Origin of the sequence: Fulvivirga marina (assembly GCF_016775155.1) — a bacterium.
Classification (GTDB): domain Bacteria; phylum Bacteroidota; class Bacteroidia; order Cytophagales; family Cyclobacteriaceae; genus Fulvivirga; species Fulvivirga marina.
Genome location: NZ_JAEUGD010000016.1, coordinates 1 through 19305, shown reverse-complemented (window position 1 = coordinate 19305; position 19305 = coordinate 1). Strand labels below are relative to the sequence as shown.

The 19305-nt window shown below is 41.2% G+C and carries 15 protein-coding genes; 11 read left to right on the top strand and 4 right to left on the bottom strand.

Annotated features, from left to right (window positions below; genetic code table 11):
• Positions 1-6: 6 nt before the first annotated feature.
• The 9 genes from JMN32_RS04480 (at position 7) to JMN32_RS04440 (ending at position 10290) form a co-directional block, all read left to right on the top strand.
• Positions 7-1038, top strand: a complete 1032-nt coding sequence (locus JMN32_RS04480; RefSeq protein WP_202855094.1) for a hypothetical protein — start codon at positions 7-9, stop codon at positions 1036-1038.
• A gap of 20 nt (positions 1039-1058) precedes the next feature.
• Positions 1059-3356, top strand: coding sequence for a hypothetical protein (locus JMN32_RS04475; RefSeq protein WP_202855093.1), 2298 nt, complete (start codon positions 1059-1061; stop codon positions 3354-3356).
• 2 nt (positions 3357-3358) lie between these two features.
• Entirely contained in the window at positions 3359-3526 is a 168-nt protein-coding gene (locus tag JMN32_RS04470; protein ID WP_202855092.1) for a hypothetical protein, read from the top strand.
• Positions 3507-3818, top strand: a complete 312-nt coding sequence (locus tag JMN32_RS04465) for a hypothetical protein (RefSeq protein ID WP_238354352.1) — start codon at positions 3507-3509, stop codon at positions 3816-3818. Before JMN32_RS04470 ends, JMN32_RS04465 begins: the two co-directional genes overlap by 20 nt.
• Positions 3818-4558 carry a hypothetical protein gene (locus tag JMN32_RS04460; protein ID WP_202855091.1) on the top strand — a complete coding sequence of 247 codons (741 nt, stop codon included), beginning with the start codon at positions 3818-3820 and terminating at the stop codon, positions 4556-4558. The genes JMN32_RS04465 and JMN32_RS04460 overlap by 1 nt, the downstream gene beginning before the upstream one ends.
• Before the next feature lie 4 nt (positions 4559-4562).
• A complete protein-coding gene (locus JMN32_RS04455; RefSeq protein WP_202855090.1) occupies positions 4563-6128 on the top strand; it encodes a hypothetical protein in 1566 nt (521 codons plus the stop codon).
• Positions 6129-6133: 5 nt separating this feature from the next.
• A complete protein-coding gene (locus tag JMN32_RS04450; RefSeq protein WP_202855089.1) occupies positions 6134-6898 on the top strand; it encodes a hypothetical protein in 765 nt (254 codons plus the stop codon).
• 78 nt (positions 6899-6976) lie between these two features.
• Complete coding sequence (locus tag JMN32_RS04445; RefSeq protein ID WP_202855088.1) at positions 6977-9400, top strand: hypothetical protein; 2424 nt, start codon at positions 6977-6979, stop codon at positions 9398-9400.
• Positions 9401-9600: 200 nt separating this feature from the next.
• The gene (locus JMN32_RS04440; RefSeq protein WP_202855087.1) at positions 9601-10290 is read left to right on the top strand and encodes a LuxR C-terminal-related transcriptional regulator; all 690 of its coding nucleotides are present in this window, start codon (positions 9601-9603) and stop codon (positions 10288-10290) included.
• Here JMN32_RS04440 and JMN32_RS04435 read toward each other — a convergent pair.
• The 4 genes from JMN32_RS04435 to JMN32_RS04420 form a co-directional block, all read right to left on the bottom strand.
• Positions 10287-11927, bottom strand: coding sequence for an ABC-F family ATP-binding cassette domain-containing protein (locus JMN32_RS04435; protein ID WP_202855086.1), 1641 nt, complete (start codon positions 11925-11927; stop codon positions 10287-10289). The genes JMN32_RS04440 and JMN32_RS04435 overlap by 4 nt on opposite strands.
• Before the next feature lie 199 nt (positions 11928-12126).
• Positions 12127-15180, bottom strand: a complete 3054-nt coding sequence (locus JMN32_RS04430) for a fibronectin type III domain-containing protein (protein ID WP_202855085.1) — start codon at positions 15178-15180, stop codon at positions 12127-12129.
• 550 nt (positions 15181-15730) lie between these two features.
• Complete coding sequence (locus tag JMN32_RS04425; protein ID WP_202855084.1) at positions 15731-16447, bottom strand: M15 family metallopeptidase; 717 nt, start codon at positions 16445-16447, stop codon at positions 15731-15733.
• Positions 16444-17088 (bottom strand): DUF2306 domain-containing protein, encoded by a 645-nt coding sequence (locus JMN32_RS04420; RefSeq protein WP_202855083.1) that lies wholly within the window; start codon positions 17086-17088, stop codon positions 16444-16446. The genes JMN32_RS04425 and JMN32_RS04420 overlap by 4 nt, the downstream gene beginning before the upstream one ends.
• Positions 17089-17145: 57 nt before the next feature.
• Between JMN32_RS04420 and JMN32_RS04415 the strand changes: the two genes are divergently transcribed.
• Both JMN32_RS04415 and JMN32_RS04410 read left to right on the top strand, forming a co-directional pair.
• The gene (locus JMN32_RS04415) at positions 17146-17991 is read left to right on the top strand and encodes a YARHG domain-containing protein (RefSeq protein WP_202855082.1); all 846 of its coding nucleotides are present in this window, start codon (positions 17146-17148) and stop codon (positions 17989-17991) included.
• A gap of 3 nt (positions 17992-17994) precedes the next feature.
• Positions 17995-18738 (top strand): L,D-transpeptidase family protein, encoded by a 744-nt coding sequence (locus tag JMN32_RS04410; RefSeq protein ID WP_202855081.1) that lies wholly within the window; start codon positions 17995-17997, stop codon positions 18736-18738.
• Positions 18739-19305 lie beyond the last annotated feature (567 nt).

Here is a 19305-nt window from a genome sequence, read left to right as displayed (position 1 = left end):
CATAATATGCAGCAGACTAGTATTAATAATATAAGAGAAGCGGCGAAAGAGCAGGCCAGAAATATATTGGCGCATTCGGCCTCATTCAGACACATGCCTTATGATGAGCAAAAGCAGGTCTACCAGGATGTAATGAATGAGCAGATGTCGCTAATGATGGGTAACGGAAGCGGAAGCCTGTCAGGTCAAATGAAAAAGAAAGGTGATTTCGTGGATAAATCATCAGACCTGCTAAACGACCAGCGACATGAAAAAGGTTTTGACGAAGGAGTAGATTCTTTCGAAGACCTGGTTGATTCTGTAGATTTTCCCGAGTTCGTTAAAGACCTCCTGAAGGCAGTTTTTGATGCCAATATCAGTGTGATGAAAGCCCAAACGGATGACTATATCAGGCTGATGAAAGAGGCTACTACCGGTCTTGCCAAATTTATAAAGCAAATTGACAATACCACCACGTTTGCTTACCTCGCAGAAAATAACGGTGATGAGTTTGGCATCTCCATGGAAGAGGATGGTGATGGCGGGCAGAAGATGGAGCTTACCAATCCTAAGGGTGAGAAAGTGGATATGGAAGACAATGAGGTTAAGGCCAAGATTATGGATGCCAAAATTAAAATGGCACAGGAACATCGGGCGGCACTCAGGGAGACCATATTGATGGGAGTTACTCGTCTTGTAGTTGAAAAGGGAGAGGTTGAAGCAGAGGTCAATTTCGAGTTTAAAGGTAAAAGAAAGGTTGATAAAGGAGATAAAGCCGGTGTAAAAACGAGTAAGTCCTCCGGGACATCTGCAGGGTATAGCGGAGGGTTATTGGGGTCCATATTTGGAGGGCCGCGTGCAGGGCATACCTCAAGTACGAGGCAGACCCAGTTTAGTGTATCTACCACTAAAAGTACCTCAGAAGATGAGCTGAAAGCCAAGTTGAGGGGATTTGTAAAAATCCAATTTAAGACGGACTACTTTAAGCTTGACAACTTCGCTCAAATGTACGGACCAGCATCACAAGAAGAGAAGGATGCGGCTGCAGCTAAACAATAGCCATTTAATGCAGGTATTATATGGCACTAGCGATTTTACAACTTAAAGGCCAGGAGCCCGGCAGGTATATTTTCGAGGCTGATATTGGTACCAATAGCTGGTATGAATTTAAGATTGGGAAATCGAAAAGAAAGTTCAGAGGGATGGAATTTGTGGATGAGGTGCAATACCAATCCACATTAATAAAGTCTCCAGTCAAGGAGAATACTGGTTTTCAAACCCACTTTCTTATAAGCTTGGAGTCGGGCAAGTTTGAAGGAGATAGTCGGTATATGCAGCTTTTTAGCTATAAAACCAAAACTAAAATATCTCCGGCGATATCTGAGGTGCTTACCGTTGTACCTTCTGTCCGAGATTGGAATGATGATTTTAAACTGCCAAAAATGATGAGCATGCATCAACAGACATATGATCAACAATCGATAGTAGTCAGGAATGCCCCATTTAAACTGAAGGATAACAAGGTAAGTGAAGCGTTCTTCTTTAATACCCTATTGGGAGCTGTTCCAGGGATATTGAACAATGCACTACCCATGTTGGGTAAGTTATTGCCTGGACTTCAATCTGCTGCACCTACTATCAGCAAAATTGCAGATACTGCAGGGAAGATTTTACCAGAGTTAACAAAAGTAATCCCAAAAGATGTTAAACCTGGGGCAGAAGGTGCTAAGCAGGTTTTGCAAAACATATCGCCAGAGACCATCAGTGCCATACTACAGATCATTCAAGGACAGGTCGGTGGTAGTACTAATGGTCATTCTAATGGAAGCAGTAAAGCAAATGGCCATGCCGCTACGCAGAGCTTGCAGAAATACAGTCATGATTTTGCTATTAATCCTGCAATGCTTATGCAGTTAGCTCCCTTATTGGAAAAAGTGCTGTCACCCGAAACTATTAAAGCTATTGGGGATAATCCCGTTAAACTTTTCAAAGCGGTTTCGGATAGTGCACTGAAATTTCAGAAAATGGAGTTGGATCATCTGGAGAAGATTAACCCAGGTGTTGATGATCCCGGCTTAGATAGTATTGTGAAAGGTATGGCATATGGCAGGCCGCGGTATAGCCAGGCTAAAATTGCTCCGGCCCTATTAGCTGCGCTTCCAGCATTGATGCCTGTATTACAAAAAGTTTTGTCACCAGATATGATTAAAGCGATAGGGGAACAGCCTGTCAAACTGTTCAATGCCATTGCTAATGCCGGGCTTAAGCATACGCAACAAGAGTTGAACCATCTGGAGAAAATTAATCCTGGTGTAGATGATCCTGCATTTGATAACATCGTCAATTCAATGAGTGTAAAATCTGCAGTGAGCATAGACTCTACATTTAGCAATATGGTTTCAATCAAGTTTTTGAATGCCAAGGGAATCATAGTGGCAGGGAAGGAAAAGGTTGTTTATGACAGACGGAATAAGATAAGCCTGCCTATTGAACTACAGGTGAGTGCTAAAGCGAAGGAAGCAGTAATTACCATTCCTAAAGGTATTTTTCAACTTATAATTCAGGATGGTGATACAATGGAGGTACTGCTGGAGAAAAAAATCAAAGAAAAGAACATTGCTTTAGGAAGTCCCTTAGATGTGGTAAATCTGAGTTCAGATGAAGCCAAAAAACTTCCAGTTCATAAGGATTTGAAGGTTGAACTTACTTTTAATTGGAAAAAGGGTGATAAAATACTTGGTACATTTATGAACCATTATATCGTACTTACCGATGGGTATCTATTTCAGAGGGCTGGTAGTGAGTTTACAACGCATTTTGTTCTCAATGATGTTGATCAATTCAGAAATTACTGGCATAAAATATGGGAAGGAGGCCCCACAAGTCATAAGAGATGGAAGATAGATTTTGAATGTAAATATTATTATCACCTCAATGAGGAAGATGCCAGTATCAAGAAATTGTCCACACGCAAGAAGAAAGTCAGTGATAGTGCCCATAGTGATGATGCAGGTGATGACTACAGAAGAAAGATAAGCGCCAAACTAAAGTCAGGAATGGAGATTAGCCTTGAGGCGTATAATGAACTCCTTAAATTACATGACTTGCCGCCTCTTGATCAGGAAAAGCTTAATGCATTCAGAAGTCAGGAATTTGTCAAGCAGGCAGCCACCGCAGCTCGGTTCAGTGCAGATTTCAGGGGAAGACAAGGGGAGACTTCAGCTCTGTGGGCATATCCGGAGGGAAACTTTCAATCCTATACACTTAGCAAGGTGGTAGCAGCAGATGCAACCGGTATGGTTACGGAAGTCCAGGACGAGGAAGTACAGTTTCCTAAATTTTCATCAGTTCATTTTATAGGTACACAATCTTTATGATCATGGAGAGAGCACATACAAAATTCCCATTGCATTCAATAGCCGAAGGCATGAGTACTCCCGAAATAAAAATGGAAGGCCATAAGGTGTTGTTTGACAAAAAAGTCAGCCTTATGCCAGTAGATACTAAAAAACAACAAAACAATAGCGATGGTGGATCAGGAATATGATAATGAGCCGGCTGACGCCCAGTCTGAAGTAGACGAGGCCATGCTTGAAATGAGCGAGTTTGTTTATGAAATGAGCGATATAGACGGTTACCTTACTTCAGAAGAGGCTGAGTTTGCTTTAAAAATGGAAGGTGCAGAGCTCGATATACCTGTACAATTAGACATCAGGGTGGCAGAAGATGGAACCGTGAAAATTGGTGGTTCACCACCATTGTATTATGTCGAAACCACCGTGATGCCCGTGTTTCACCAAATGAAAATTCATATTCAACGAGATAAACCTGAGGATTGATGGCAACAGCTAAAAACAATACGGTTTGGAACCTTGAGTCATTTATTGATTCCTTGGTAGTTGAACTAGACAAAGCTCGTGAAACCCTGGCCGTAAAAGCTATCAACAGGCCTTTGACCTATACAGTGAAGGATGTAGGTCTTGACCTTCAACTCTTTCCCTCTTACAACGGGGATCAGGTTCAGTTCATCACTGCACAGCCCGGCCAGAGCGGAGCCTCCAAGTTATCCATCCAACTAGGCTCTATTACAGATCAGCAGATCAGGCAAACATCTAAAGAACCCATAACTGTAGATACCAAATCCATTGATGAGATAGAGGTTGATAATGAAACCAAAAAGACACTTAGGAAAATGGGAGTGACCTCTGTCAATGACCTGGAAAAACTGGAGAAGAAGAATGTAGATCTGGAAAAGGTTACCAATAAAAAAATAAGCTATAAATCGCTTGCAGATGTATTACAGAAATCAAAACGAAGCTCCTTGCCGCCATCAGTTGGAAAAGTGAGTCTGAGCATGAGCGGCAATAAACCTGTTTTGCTTGTTGAAGGTGAAAACCTCCATGTAGACAATAAGTTTGAACCGGTAGCTGTGGTAAATGACCAATTGGTAAGTGTTATTGCCTCAGATAAGAAACAAATTATGATAGAGGTCCAGCCTGAAATTATAAAGGGAGGTAAAAATGAACTGGTGATGACATTGGACCCTTACGCAATTTTTAAGTTAGAAATAAACAACTGAAGATATGATGTCACCCAAAGGTAGATTATTTCAGCTTGCTCTTGACTGTAAGAAGCATACTAAGAAAGAGGAGAGGAAGAGAAAAAAAACGACCAGAGTTTCAGGTAAACATTATGACGAAGGTAATGCCATAAGTCTGTCGTATAATATTGATGTCTATGATCAAACCGTTTATGATTCATACAGGCATAATGAACCTTCAGCACAGCTTAGTTTTGTAGATGACATGCAAGGAGAGGCCTTTTACGTAGAACCCTTTGAAAGCGAAACTATTCCTGCTAGCTATGAAGAAGTAGATGATGATCATGATAACCCCATGCTTGATAAGGTGGTGCAATTATCAGAAGCAGAAGAAGAGATGCAGGTGGCACAAGATGGTGACGAGGGAGAGCCAGAACCGATGAGAGAAGAGCAACCTGTAGCAAAAGCCCCTTTGCCAGATAAGCCGGATAAGAAAGTAGAAGCAGAGCCTCCTGTTCAAACCGCTCCTCAGAATAAGGGTGGAGGGCAGCCGTCAAAAGGAGAGGAAAGAGGCGAGCCCTATGAAGTAGACGAGGACGAGTTCGCTAATGATATTAAGGCGATTTTAACGGGACAAAAAGTGTTTGATCCTGAGAAGAAGAAAACAGTAAACAAAAGTGAGTCACCATCAAAAGAATTGCTGCAGCAAGGGGGGGCACATCCGCCACCTTCTCAGGAACGAAGCAGACCTCAAAAGGAAGAGGAGAATCCTGAGCTTTTAGGTAGTGAGCATAAAATATTTGAGAAAATAGCTCAAAGCATGCGCTATGCAAACTCTTACGACCTAGGGTCCATAGCCATGGAGAAGAAATTTGATCAGATGGAAAGCGAACTGGAGAAGGACGAAATTAAAACTATTGCTACTAAAAAGCCCATGGGAGATGCAACAGTAGTGGATGATGCCCCTGCTCCATCAGACATTATTGAGGAAGATACTTCTTTGAAATATAATAGTGAAGAACCGCTGTCGCCTGAAAATGGAGGCTTGGAGGTTGGAAAACAGCAGTTAAAAGCCGGAGATCTAATCCTGGTCACGTCAGAGACATCAGGTACGCAGGAAAGAGTTTGCAGGGCAGGGTTATACACTGGTGATGATAAAATGATGTGGGCAGATCAGAGTGGGAAAACAGAGCGTAAGGATATTGACCAGGTACTTAATGAAGGAAGAGCTGTTTTGTTGAGGCACAAGAGTGCAAATACAGAGGCGGTTCAGGGGGTTGTAACTAAACTGACTACAGATACAAACATTTCGGATGCTCAGAACCCCATTCTGGAGATCAGTTATGCTCCAGTTCAGATTCACCAGTCAGTATGTGAACGTGTGCCTAAGCCAGACCAAGAGAAATGTAAGCAATTCAAAGGAAAGGTTGATATTAATACTAAAGACAACGACAAATTCTTTATCCCATATACACTTGTTAAGGCTCTTGAGGCTTCAGGGTTGAATATTCTGGATCAGGGGATACAAGGAATATCTATAGATACTCCGGTTAAAACTAAGCATAATGGCCAGTGGCAATATGCAGGTCATTTGAAAATAAAAAACTAAAAACTATGAACCGCATCATATCACTTCAACAGGAACTATCAACATTTGCAATCAGGCGAAAGAAAGTATCAAAAGCATCATCAAGGTATACAAGGGCCAAAACAGCAGGACTGTTCGGTATTGCAGGGCTCACAGCAGTAGAAGCTGCTAATCTAGGGCTGGGTGGAGCATCCTTATTACAACCGGCAATGACAAAATCAGGAAATCTCACCATTTCTTCCGACAAAGCTCAGCGGTTGTTAACCCCACAGGCCAGGCAAAAACTCAATAACAGACCTAAAGTTTCATATACATATCCGATACTATGGATCAATTTTGATAAACCACTTTTTGGAGCTGCTGATGCACTGATTGAAGTTACCTGGGAGGGCAACGATTACGGAGAGATAGGAGGTGCCTATGTCAGGAGAAACCTGAAAAATACTACTGCTTTTTCCAAATCCTCATTGAATGTGAGCTTTACCAAACTGGGTAAGATCCCACCAAATAATATGAAAGACCCACGAGAGTGGCCTGTGGTGTTTGCGTACGATGGTACTTTTGATCCATGGGGTAACGGACAATTCGAGTTTCAGGGAGAATTTGAGATCAATGCCTTTGGAGGTTTGAAATTTGTAAGGCATGAGGCCAAAAGCGTGTCTTTAGCCGATTGGGCAATATCTGGGAAAGCTACGGACATTATTCAGAAGAAAAGCAACAGGAGCTATACTGTACCTGCTTTGCCGGCAGATCAGAAAAAGTATTTGCTTGAGCAAATAGGAAACCCTTGATGATAATATCAGAGATGAATCAAGGCTGTTGATTGCAAAGTAAAATTTTAAAATGAGCTAAAATAAAATTATAAACCGATGAAAGGGAACCGATTACTATCATTAAATAAAGAGCTGCAAAGCTATAAGAGCAAAAGGACCTTTGTCAAAGGTAAAAGTGCAAAAAATGGTTTGATTGCTGACAATGGAAAAGGTTCCAGGGTTGGTGACATCATGGTTGAAGCGGATGTGTTTGTCATTGAGGTACTTGATTTGTTCTTTGGTAAGTCACCTGAGGAATATGGGCTTTCAGATGAACTTAAAGATATCGCCGCGAGAAGCTTATGGACAGCTACCACATTGTCTAAAACTGAAAATATTATGCCAGGGCCTCCTAATGGTGTGGCCGATATAGGCTGGATATCATCGGAAGGAGTGCAAAGAGCATTCAGGAAAATAAATCATAAAGGGTTGTATAAAGCGGTTAAGTCTGCGGTGCAGTCCAAGTATAGAAGTGAGTTTGAAACAGCATTGCTTTCAGCGAAACCTGAAACGGCGAGGCAGATGACTATGCAAATGTCATCGGTGAATACTGCTTTAGTCGTGTTTATAGAAAATACAGGGGCGCTGCCTTTTCAGTGGGAAAGCACCATAGGTAAAGCTGTTCAGGAAGGGCTGGAAAAAGTGGTTGACTATGTCTCTGAAGAATTTGAGAAATGGCTTAATAAGTTTGCCGACGCCAAGGGAAAAAAATATAGGGAGGTTATTATACTTGAAGATGCAAAAGCCACCTATGCTAACCTGAAACATACATTGCACGACTTGGCTAATAAAGAATATATTATTGATGTGTTTACACTCACTCATGGCAATGGCTCATCATTCAGTGCTTATGGAGGAGGTAGTATTAGCGCCAATGATGTCAGAGCACTTAGAGATAGTTATGGCAAGGCCTTGCCTATTAGAGTAGTTTATATGATGAATTGTGTAGGTGCTGGTCTTAACGATGACTGGCTTTATGCAGGGGCGAGAGCTACAGCAGGAGCCATCCGGAACAATTATATTCCTGAGCCTATGATGACTAAAGTCTGGAATAATTGGCTGCGGGGAGATTCATTTGCCAATGCCGTAAGTACGGCCTACAATGATTCTGTAAAACTGATATCAGATACTATTGCCAAGGCAGATTATATACCTTTTATTGGGGGTAGCATCATGAGTGCATTACAGTCGAAGATTAACCCTCTTTTGGCTGATAGTAAGCCCAAGGTTGAAGGCAATGGCTCTATTACAATAGATACAGCATCATTAGCGGCTGCGCATTCATTATCATTTTCCGATACGGTCTATAGTGAGGCCAAATACGGTACAGGAGAGCATGTGCTATCCGGCCTTGTGGATGCAGATCGTGTAACGCCCACGTATCAAATCGATGTAAACGGAGTCAAGTTCACCTATGGCGAGTTGATAGCTATGGGCGATTTTTATGAAAGCTATGATCAGATGTTAAGAGCAAAGGCCAGTGAGTTATCAAAGTTGAAGAGTCTGATTGATAAGAGTAAGCGATTTTATGAAAGCAAAGTGACGCGTGGAAGAGCCTCAATATCCAACACCAGTGATGCTGAATGGCAGAGCGCTACAGGTGGCAGGTATCTTAAACTTGCAGAAGACAATTTTGCTCATTTTGCTCCTTCTAACAGTACTTATATTTCCTTCTCTAGTTCTAAGTCAAATCACAAGGCAGAGTGGGAAAAATATCATAAGAAGGCTATAGATATTATGAGGGCAGGCAATAGTAGTGATGCGGTGGATGGAGCATTAGTAGCTAATGCCTTTGGAGACCATTTCTTAACCGATGCCTTTGCTGCAGGCCATCTTTTCAACAAAGACGACCTGTCGAAATATTTTAAATCAAGGGTTATGAGTGGGGGAAGTCTCACATCAAACGGTGAAAAAATGTTTGATAATATTGCTTCTGCTGCATTCAGAGGTAAGCTTAAAGACACTTTCAGTAAGTACGAGACCGTGAAATGGGAAGGGATTATATTCAGGCCTAATATTGATTCAGCCGATATATTCAGCAAGCTGCTTCAAGGAATAATGAAAAAAGAGCCAGATATCATTGGCAAGACCATGGTTGCCAAACTAGTACACGATGCGCTAAATGAGTACCCAGGTGGTGTAGCGGTTACCAACAATAAGGGAGATAGCTGGAAACTTACAGGTGATGGTACACTGGACAAAACCAATCTGGAAATAATGAGAAAGGCAGTTAAGCAGTCCATAACCAACTTATATGATTCGGTTGGAGACAGCAGCCCTTACAGTTTATTCTATAAGAAGGCCTGGGATATTACCCCCAGACCCACCAGCGCTTCGGTTACTATTATCAAAAACCTTGTTAGAGATTATACGGATCCTTTGGGGACTAAAATAGTTGCAGGAGCAGATAAATTGCTCCAGAATAATTATCAGGCTTTGCTCGATGAACTCGTAAAAAGGAACATTCTTAAAAGAGCCTGATGCTTCATAGTGATTCGATAATGTAAGAATGTATAGGTTTTTAAATAATCGGTACATATAAGCAAGTTTGTATGCTCGTTTTTTTGTTAAAAATGATATAGAATATCTATATTATTCAATGTAATTTACAAGCTTATTTCGTCCGACATATTTAGCTTAATATTCATAAGTTTATAATTAAGTTAAAAGGAAAGACGTACATGCAAGGGAAGTTGGCTTTACCAGGTGTTAATCTGCATGTAATTGATCATTGGCTACAAGAGGAAGGGCATGGTGTATATGAAGTAGGGGATGTGTTGCCGTGTATCTTTTGCATTATTAAGTCAGATTTAACACTTGAATATCTCAATCCGGTTGGTTTCGAATGGTTGAGCATTCAATCAAAGAGTTTTTTGTATATTAATGAAAGCTGGTTGACGAAGTACAATCAACATGCAGCTTTAAAAGACTTTCTAGATCAGCTAAAACCTCAATTAACTAAAACGAACCCTAAAGATGTATATCATGATGTGCAAAGGGTTTGGTTTCCTTCTGAGGGCGAATACAAACTTTGCCTCATCTCTGCCAAAAAATCTATTGCACTGGGCGACATGATTGTCATGATGCAACCACTTTCCGATATTCACTATCTTAGGCAGCGCATTGGACGGTTAGCGGATGAAGAGGCCTTCTACCTGAGTAATTACAGTAAGTTTAAACAGCTCACCGGCAGGGAAATAGAGATCATTAGCCTATTGTACAAAGGGATGAATAACCCTCAGATATCCAGAAAGTTAAGTATTAGTCGTAAAACCGTAGAACAACACAGGAAAAACATTAACAGGAAACTTGACACCAGCTCATTTGTAGAGTTGATCAAGTATGCACAGGTTTTCGATCTCCAGGACTAAGCAGTTTTTCTTTCTATTTCTCTCAGGTTTTCAAGTTTTTTGTTCCTTAGGAATCCATTGATATCCTCAAAGTGCTCTTTAATTCTCTTGTTACCAAATTCAAATACTTTGGTGGCGAGTCCATCCAGAAAATCTCTATCATGAGATACCAGAATCAAAGTACCATCAAAACTTTGAAGCGCCTCTTTAAGTATGTCTTTTGTTCTGATATCCAGGTGGTTAGTGGGTTCATCCAGAATCAGTAAATTAACAGGTTGTAGCAATAACTTGATCATAGCAAGTCGTGTTTTCTCACCACCTGATAGCACTTTAACCTTCTTTTCGATAGCATCACCACTGAACATGAATGCGCCTAAAAGGTCTTTTATTTTAGTTCTGATATCACCTTGGGCAATATTATCAATAGTTTGGAACACAGTAAGATCCTCTTCTAATAGCGAAGCTTGATTTTGAGCAAAATACCCGATCATGCAGTTGTGACCGGCCTGGAGTTTACCTTCAAAATCAATTTCACCCATTATAGCCTTAACCATCGTCGATTTACCCTCTCCGTTTTTACCAACAAACGCTACTTTCTGGCCACGTTCAATGGTCATGGATGCATCTTTAAAAACGACATGGTCACCATATTTTTTGCTCAAATCCTCTGCAATCACAGGGTAGTTACCAGAACGAGGTGCGGGAGGAAATTTAAGGTTAAGATGTGAGGTGTCGACTTCATCTACCTCAAGTATCTCCATCTTTTCCAGCATCTTTACCCGGGATTGTACCTGAAGTGTCTTCGAGTAAGTACCTTTAAATCTATCTATAAACGTTTGTATATCAGCTATTTGTCTTTGTTGTTCGTCATAAGCCTTTTGCTGCTGTTCACGACGCTCCTTACGAAGCTGCAAGTACTGCGTATAGTTTACCTTGTAGTCGTATATGCGGCCCATAGTAACTTCTATGGTACGGTTAGTAATGTTGTCAACGAAGGTTTTATCGTGAGAGATTACAATTACCGCTTTAGCACTGTTGACAAGGAAATCTTCCAGCCATTGAATAGATTCAATATCCATATGGTTAGTAGGCTCATCCAGCAATATCAAGTCGGGTTTTTGCAAAAGTATTTTTGCCAATTCTATACGCATGCGCCATCCACCACTAAACTCCTTGGTAGGTCTTGTAAAATCACTTCTCAGAAAGCCAAGGCCTAATAATGTTTTCTCAACCTCTGCATCAAAGTTGACCTCTTCAATAGAATAGTACTTCTCACTTAGTTCTGATACTTCTTCTATTATTTTATAATATTCTTCAGACTCGTAGTCTGTTCGGGTCTCCAACTCTTTGTTTAGGACCTCAATGCGTTCCTTCATGCCCAATATTTTTGAAAAAGCCTTGGAAGCTTCCTCGAAAACTGTGCAGTTATCCTCAGTAAGCAAATGCTGGGGAAGGTAAGCAATCACGGCATCTTTTGGAGCAGAGACCTTACCACGAGTAGGAGCATTAACTCCAGCTATGATTTTTAGCAGGGTAGATTTACCTGCACCGTTTTTACCCATAAGAGCAATACGGTCATTTTCATTGATGTTGAAAGAGATGTTACTAAAAAGAGGCGAGCCACTAAACTCAACCGTAAGAGCGTCAACAGAGATCATGTGTTAAAAAATTAAGCTGCAAAGGTATTTATAAATTCGAGATGTATTGCAGGTTTTGGGAGGGGGGAGAGAAAAAAATTAGAAGGACTAACTAAGAGTTCTATGGGTATAAGTAGTGACCGGATGACTTAAAGCCACCCGATCACTGAAGCTGCCTTTACCGTATGATAATCCCAGCTAATGGACTTTATGATGTATTTTATTTAACCATGAGCTTCAGGGTTTCCTGCTGTGCTCCTTGTACCACCTGCACCAAATACATTCCTGACTTTACACTATGCAGAGTAAATTTTACATTATTGATGCCCCTTTTTAACTTTTTATTCATCAGTTGTTCTATTCTTCTGCCAGTATGGTCTAATAGAGTAACCTCTACATTTTCCTCTGCAGTCATATGTATGGTCATTCCTACCCATTGCCCTTCTTCTACGGGGTTAGGATATATGTCCATGGTTATTTTCTGCATTTCCATGATGTCATTAGTGGGAGGCTCAGGTTGAGTTGTTTGTGTTCTGGCCTGTGTATCCGGGGTTGATTGCAATAGACTTCCTGAAGTATAAAAGGTGTAATTTGATGAATACCCTGTCCATCCATTTGAAGGGCAGTAGGTAGCTACAACAAAAACATACGGTGTGAGTGGTGTTAGTCCACTGACATAAGCCGTTGTTCCTCCTGTAGTTTGATACTGCCAAGAGCCATAATCCCTAGGCTTGTAGGCTACATAGTAAGCAGTAGCATTTGCTACACTTGTCCAGGATAAATAAGCATATGTCGATGAAGCTGCTGCTCCAAGACCTATAGGAGGGTGGCAGTTACCACTGGTAGTAAAGAAACCATTAGATGAATACCCAGTCCATCCACCTGAACTAGGGCAGTAGGCACTTACCACAAATACATATTGAGTTGAGGAGTTTAATCCTGTTAAATTGGTACTGGTACTTGTTACTGTTTTGTATAACCACCCTGATACGTCAGCACTGGGTTTATAAGCTACCTGATATTGAGTAGCACCTGACATGCTGGCCCAGTACACATTGGCGGATGAAGTGGTAATGGAGTTCGCCCCTAAGCCAGAAGGAGGTGTGCATCCTGATAGCGTGGTGAAGTATGAGTTTGTGGTCCATCCGGTCCAGTTCCCGCTACAGTTAGCCCTAACCAGGTATACATACTCTGTTGAGGCGTTTAACCCTGTTAAACTGGTATTGGTACTTGTTACTGTTTTGTATAACCACCCCGATACGTCAGCGCTTGGTTTATAGGCTACCTGATACTCTGAAGCGCCGCTGACCAAAGACCAGGAAATATTAGCAGAGTTAGAGGTAATGCTGTTAGCCGTAGGGTTAGCTGGAACAGTGCAAGCAGAGAGACCTAGTGCGAGTTCTCTAAATTTGTACCATGCCTGCTTTCTGTGATAATTTTGCCCTTGATAAAAAGGTAGTGTAACTAAACCATAACGCTCGTTTCCAGGGCCATCATCAGAGAAGTCACAATGGGTATCGTTAGTCTCATCCCAATCATGTAGCATATGCATGATTGCGAATTCGATATAACTTTGACTTTGCATCCACGTAATGGCGTTTTCCAGATTATTAGTCTGATTCTCCTCTGAGTAATTGTTCCAACCATACTCTGTAATCCATAACGGCACATGCGGGACTAGATTGTGAATTTGACTAATCTGGGTTGTATTTACAGAGGATCCATAGTAGGGGTGAAGAGAAATTGCGTCAGGCTGGTATCCTTCAAGAGCACTCATTACATTTTTCACAAATGAAGCGGTGTGAGGGCCTGAGTCAGGGGTGATGATTGTCCCAAAACTAATTTTATCAGAAGACCTTACCCCTTTGATGGCTTGACTAAAATTTCTGAACCAAAAAGCGAATTCCTCTCCTTCGGTCATTACAGATCTAAAGTGAGGTTCATTCCAAAATTCCCAGTTGTGTATAAAAGGGTATCTTTGTGCCATGTCTTGAGCGGTGGCTCGCATAGCATTCACCTCGTTTCGGTTTAATTTTTTACCTAAGCCCCATGCTGATCCGTCTTCAGTAGCCCAGGCCGGGGCGGTATAAAACAACCCTATCACAGTAATCCCTGCAGCATTAAAGCGCGTAAGAATATCATCAAAGTAACTATAATTGCGGGAACCCCTGGAAGGTTCCACCGCGGCCCAATCAATACCAATGCGGATGGTTTTGGCTCCTAATGCCTGGTACTCATCAATAAATCGTTGAATTCTGTCGCCCACAGTACCGCAATTATAAGTCCACCAAAAATGCCCGTTGAAGCCAAAGTAGGACGGAGTAATAGATCGCATAGAACGACCTTGAACCGGTAAAATAGTTTGCCCTGCTGTAGTTGAACCATTATCAGCTGTAAACGTAATGGAATGCACTCCATTTTGGAGAGCGGGCAAATCATAGACCCAAGTATGGGTGGCTCCATCGTAATAGTCATCATTGGGGATATAAGTGTTGTATGTAGCAGGTACATTGGTACCATTACGATTCACATCTAAATTAATATTAGCAAATCCTGTTCTTGAAGTCACCTTTACTTGCACGGATTGTCCTGGTGATGGATTGGGAGGGTTAAATTGAAACCAGGCATCATCTGTAGTGCCTGAACCTGCACTTACTGATAGAGAAGTTTGTCCTCGAAGCTGAGCAAAGTTGTCAGAATAAAATCCCACGGTATAGTTTCCTTGCTGAAGTCCTGAAAGAGTCCAGGTCCAGGTCCAACTGCCATTGCCATTATCTACAACACCTCCCCAGGTACCATTGACAGTGTTAGGGCCAGTGGCCTGTACATCTACATAAGCCCAGGGTGAAGTATCGGTAACTTGTACGGTTACGGTTTCCCCTGCCGTTGGTTGTGAGGGGGTAAATGCAAAGGAGGCATTGCCATTGCCGGCTACAGTAAGGGAAGTTTGCCCCCGAAGCTCACTAAAATTATTGGAGTAAAATTTAACAGTGTAACTCCCTTGCTGGAGTCCTGAAAAAGTCCAGGTCCAGGTCCAACTACCATTACCATTATCCACAACACCTCCCCAGGTACCGTTGACAGTGTTAGGACCTGTAGCTTGTACATCTACGTAAGCCCAAGGTGAAGTGTCAGTAACTTGTACAGTTACGGTTTGCCCCGCCGTTGGCTGTGCAGGGTTAAATACAAAAGTTGCAGCTCCAAAGGCCGTAATAGAGCTGTAGCATAGCAAAAGTAGCAAAATAGCATACGATCTAATGTTACATTTTTTCATTTGGTTGGTTTTGTTAAAGGTTGATTAATTAAATAATTACAAATAAAATTGTTCTTATCTATTATTGTATAATTGTCTGTATTACAATAATTTTTGTAAATTATTATATATCAGTTCTAATATGCAAAGTGTCATGAATCGCTTACCAACGGCTGTATGTAATAAATTTTCCAGGAATGTGTTTTTTAACTCTTGATGTGCTAAACGAGCTATGTGGGATATTTTATTTAAGTGCTAACTATGAACCAGGAAAATTAATGATTGATATTTTCTGTAACCCAAAGAATTCGTGACTCGAAACCCATTACTGTTATTAAGATGGTTTTTGAATGGAAATATATTGGATTTTAAAGGGAGGGGGATTGTGTTTTTATGTATATATAGTTTAAAAACATACATAAGTATGAATTGGTGTTCAATTTTTAAATAAGTATATATTACTGAGGTGAGGAGTAAGTAATGTTGATTTGGGATTTGTTATTGGTTTCTTCTGTGACAAATGGCTTTCATGGGTACATTTATTCAGCTACTTTCAATTAACATTTGCAATTTATTGCCCACAACTAAACTTAAAATTAGAAGGCTCATAGCGGTATTTGCTTTTGAAACTGTAATGCCACCATTCCGTAGTAATCGCTCTGAAACCGTTGTTCTCCATGGTAGATTTTAGCAGTTGTCGGTTAGCCAATACCGTATCGGGAAGCTCAGTGTATGCATGATGAGCCTCTTTTCCGAAAAAGTCAAAAGTAGTACCCATATCGAGTGGGTTGCCTTTAAGATCTTCCAGGGTGATGTCTGCGGCAGCACCCCTGTTATGTATTGAAGCAGAAGTGTTGGGGTTAGCCACATATTTGGCATTAGGGAATATCTCCCACATAGCCTTCTGTACATCTAAGGGACGATAGCAATCAAAGAACCTGATTCTAAAGCCCTTCTCGGTTAACTCTTTATTGGCCTTAGTCAAGGCCTCTGCGACTTCTTTTCTTACCAGGCATTCAGCACACGGGTAAACTTTCTTTTTAAGAAAATTATTAGCTGTTGCATACCTCATATCATATGAAAATCCATCAGCGTATTTCTTCAGGTTTACAAAGCTGGAGTCATACAGTACTGTTTTATCAATGACATCCTCAGCCTTAACAGTATCTTCCACTGAAACCACTGCTTCTTCCTGAGGCTGCTCGTGAATTGTTTCCGTGGTTTCTTTTTGACCGGAGTTACAGGCCTGTGCAAGAAGTATGAATAGAACGAAGAAATATCTGATCATTTGAATATCAATTTGAAATGTTTGAACCTGTTGCGAATATACCACTCCGCAATAAGAAGATTGGGCACCCATCCCAGCCAGGCTACCAGCATATAGACATCCATAGGTTGAGGTCTGAATGCCAGTACTATGACCAGTTTCCATGCGCGCAAAGTTAGTGCAGACAGCGTCAGCGCATAGCTTCTGATCATAAATTTTCTATGTGTTGAGAAATCTCCCCGGACAGCCGTTTTGAACCCTTTATAGGTAAAGAATATCCAAAGAATACTCAAAGTTGTGAAAGCTATTTGTGAAGGAATACCGCCATTGGCATAAACAGACATAATTAAACCGGAAGGACCGGAAAAGAGAAGAACAACGATTACATAGAGCCATCCCATGGTGCGATGGATTTTGGGACGGGAACGAAGCAGTTTGTCTGAAAATTGTGTAAAGCCAGCAATCAGGCAAAAGCAACTGGTAATGACATGCGTGTAAAAAGCACCTTTCCAGATTTCATTATGGATAATCCATTGTTTGATTTTTAGAAAGGCAACCTTATCATCAAACGCAAAATAGGGGAGTGTAATATTGATCATCAACACAGTGAAGAATCCAAGTGTAAGAATGAGCAATATTTTAAAAGTACTTTTTAAATGCATTGTATTTACTGCGAAAATATACTTAATTAATCCGTGACTTAATAATCAGGAATAACTATGAAATTACAATCTCTCGTTCTTATTGCAGCTATCGCTTTTTTTGTGCTATCATGCGGCAAAACAGAACAACAGGCAGAAACTATTGAAACAACTCAGGAAGAAGGGGTTTCTGAGGAAACAGAGCAGGCAGAAACGCTAACGGCAACTTTGGAACGCGACCCGAGAACAATAGGGACTGATAAGTCCAAAGAGCAGTATAAGATCGAAGAGAATATTTATGAGATCAACGCTTCGGAAAACCCGCTTTACGGATTTTGGGTTGGCAGCTTTGGCAAGAACAAGATTAATATTGCGCTGGCACATGTTGATAAGGATTCGATTTTTGGACATAGTGTATGTGCTGGTAATTTCAGACCGATCAAGGGTTCCCTCAAGGAATCTCATCCTGGGGTTTATGATATACAAATGAAGGAGCCCGGAGATGATCAGTATGACGGAGAGTTTAAATTTACTATTGACTTAAGCAAAAAAGAATTGACAGGCTCCTGGAAGCCTTATAAAAATACAGTTTCAGCGAAGGAGTATACGCTTAAAAAGAGAATCTATAAGTATGATGCCAGACTTGGAGATTATCCGGATGCTTCAACACGTTATCTAGAAGAGTCCGATGTAGAGAATCTGCTTCCTGAGGAGATTGAGATGATCAGAAATGAGATATACGCCCGCCATGGTTACAGCTTTCAGAACTTAAGGATCAGAAGGATATTTGATGCCAAAGACTGGTATATACCGATGTGCATTGATATCAGAGATCAGTTAACGGAAGTTGAAGCCCATAATATTATCCTGCTCTATAACTATGAGGAGTATTATGATGATTATTACGATTCTTATGGCAGGTAAGTAATGGCATTATATCGAATATTTTTACTATCAGCATTTTCATGTTTTTCATGGTTAAGCTATGCCCAATCGGTGTTAGATCAGTTGTCTATACCTGGAAGCCATCAACAGGTAGTTTTAGTCACCACATCCGATTGGGATACTAAGACCGGCACACTTCAATGTTATAGTCGAGCCAATGGAAACTGGACAAAGCATGGAGAAAGGGTAGAAGTGTCTCTCGGTAAAAATGGCCTGGCATGGGGTAGAGGGCTCCACGCTAATACCTCAGTTGTTGAAAAGGTAGAGGGCGATGGAAAAGCCCCGGCAGGTGTTTTTCTGTTTGATTTCGTTTTTGGATATGAGAAAGTTGCTCCGGCAGGAACCCTTTTTCCATACCGTCAGTCCACTGCACGTGATTACTTTGTAGATGCTACGGGTTCCGATGACTATAACCAGTGGGTGTCAGTGCCTGCGGACCAACCCAATGAACCGAAGAGGTACTGGGCATCTTTTGAGAGGATGAAACGGTCGGACCACCTCTATGAGTTGGGTATAGTGGTGCAGCATAACTATAATCCACCTGTCCCCGGTAAAGGCAGTGCTATATTCCTGCATGTTTGGAGAAGCCCCGGTTCGCCAACGCTGGGCTGTACTGCCATGAGCAAGGAGAACCTGATGAAACTATTGGGCTGGCTTGATCCGGAGAAGGAGCCATTGCTGATCCAGGTGCCTGATAGAGAGTTAGAGAAGTTGAAGTTCAGATGAAATTAGCCTTCAATTTGCTTTGCTAAACTTTGAAAGTTTGGTAAAACCCCATCTGGTAGGTTAAGTGCAGCGGTTCTACGACCTAAAACGGAATAGGGCGTCCGCCCGGGTTGATTCTTTAATGCTAACCTTTGAAACACGGGAAGAAAGTATGCCATTCGGAATTAGCACGCCATGTATTTCATGACATTTACAGTGGTCAATTGGATTAATTTGTTCATTAGGGATGAGTACAGGAATTGAGCGGACGCTCAAGATCATATAGGGTCAGTAGCGGATGCTGGGACCAAGGGGAGGATAATGAATGAATCTTGCATCGGAATGCGTAAAGGAAATGTTGCTTGAAAATCAGGCTATTAATGAGGTCAGGTTTTATGACGTGTAAGATATAGGCAACAGGTGTTTTTTTTATGTTATGATTAGGAGTACGCTTTTGACTTATTAGTCGAGAGCCCTTTTTTAGTATGTAAGCTTATCGGTAATAAAGCGCTTTTATTAACAAATAATAGCTATAGTTTTGTATATCATTTAAAGAATGGTATTGGTGCAAATACATTGCGTTTGTCT

Excerpts from the sequence above, each read along its gene's own strand:
- JMN32_RS04480 (WP_202855094.1), top strand. The coding sequence starts at position 7 with ATGCAGCAGACTAGTATTAATAATATAAGAGAAGCGGCGAAAGAGCAG.
- JMN32_RS04475 (WP_202855093.1), top strand. The coding sequence starts at position 1,059 with ATGGCACTAGCGATTTTACAACTTAAAGGCCAGGAGCCCGGCAGGTAT.
- JMN32_RS04470 (WP_202855092.1), top strand. The coding sequence starts at position 3,359 with ATGGAGAGAGCACATACAAAATTCCCATTGCATTCAATAGCCGAAGGC.
- JMN32_RS04465 (WP_238354352.1), top strand. The coding sequence starts at position 3,507 with ATGGTGGATCAGGAATATGATAATGAGCCGGCTGACGCCCAGTCTGAA.
- JMN32_RS04460 (WP_202855091.1), top strand. The coding sequence starts at position 3,818 with ATGGCAACAGCTAAAAACAATACGGTTTGGAACCTTGAGTCATTTATT.
- JMN32_RS04455 (WP_202855090.1), top strand. The coding sequence starts at position 4,563 with ATGATGTCACCCAAAGGTAGATTATTTCAGCTTGCTCTTGACTGTAAG.
- JMN32_RS04450 (WP_202855089.1), top strand. The coding sequence starts at position 6,134 with ATGAACCGCATCATATCACTTCAACAGGAACTATCAACATTTGCAATC.
- JMN32_RS04445 (WP_202855088.1), top strand. The coding sequence starts at position 6,977 with ATGAAAGGGAACCGATTACTATCATTAAATAAAGAGCTGCAAAGCTAT.
- JMN32_RS04440 (WP_202855087.1), top strand. The coding sequence starts at position 9,601 with ATGCAAGGGAAGTTGGCTTTACCAGGTGTTAATCTGCATGTAATTGAT.
- JMN32_RS04435 (WP_202855086.1), bottom strand. The coding sequence starts at position 11,927 with ATGATCTCTGTTGACGCTCTTACGGTTGAGTTTAGTGGCTCGCCTCTT.
- JMN32_RS04430 (WP_202855085.1), bottom strand. The coding sequence starts at position 15,180 with ATGAAAAAATGTAACATTAGATCGTATGCTATTTTGCTACTTTTGCTA.
- JMN32_RS04425 (WP_202855084.1), bottom strand. The coding sequence starts at position 16,447 with ATGATCAGATATTTCTTCGTTCTATTCATACTTCTTGCACAGGCCTGT.
- JMN32_RS04420 (WP_202855083.1), bottom strand. The coding sequence starts at position 17,088 with ATGCATTTAAAAAGTACTTTTAAAATATTGCTCATTCTTACACTTGGA.
- JMN32_RS04415 (WP_202855082.1), top strand. The coding sequence starts at position 17,146 with ATGAAATTACAATCTCTCGTTCTTATTGCAGCTATCGCTTTTTTTGTG.
- JMN32_RS04410 (WP_202855081.1), top strand. The coding sequence starts at position 17,995 with ATGGCATTATATCGAATATTTTTACTATCAGCATTTTCATGTTTTTCA.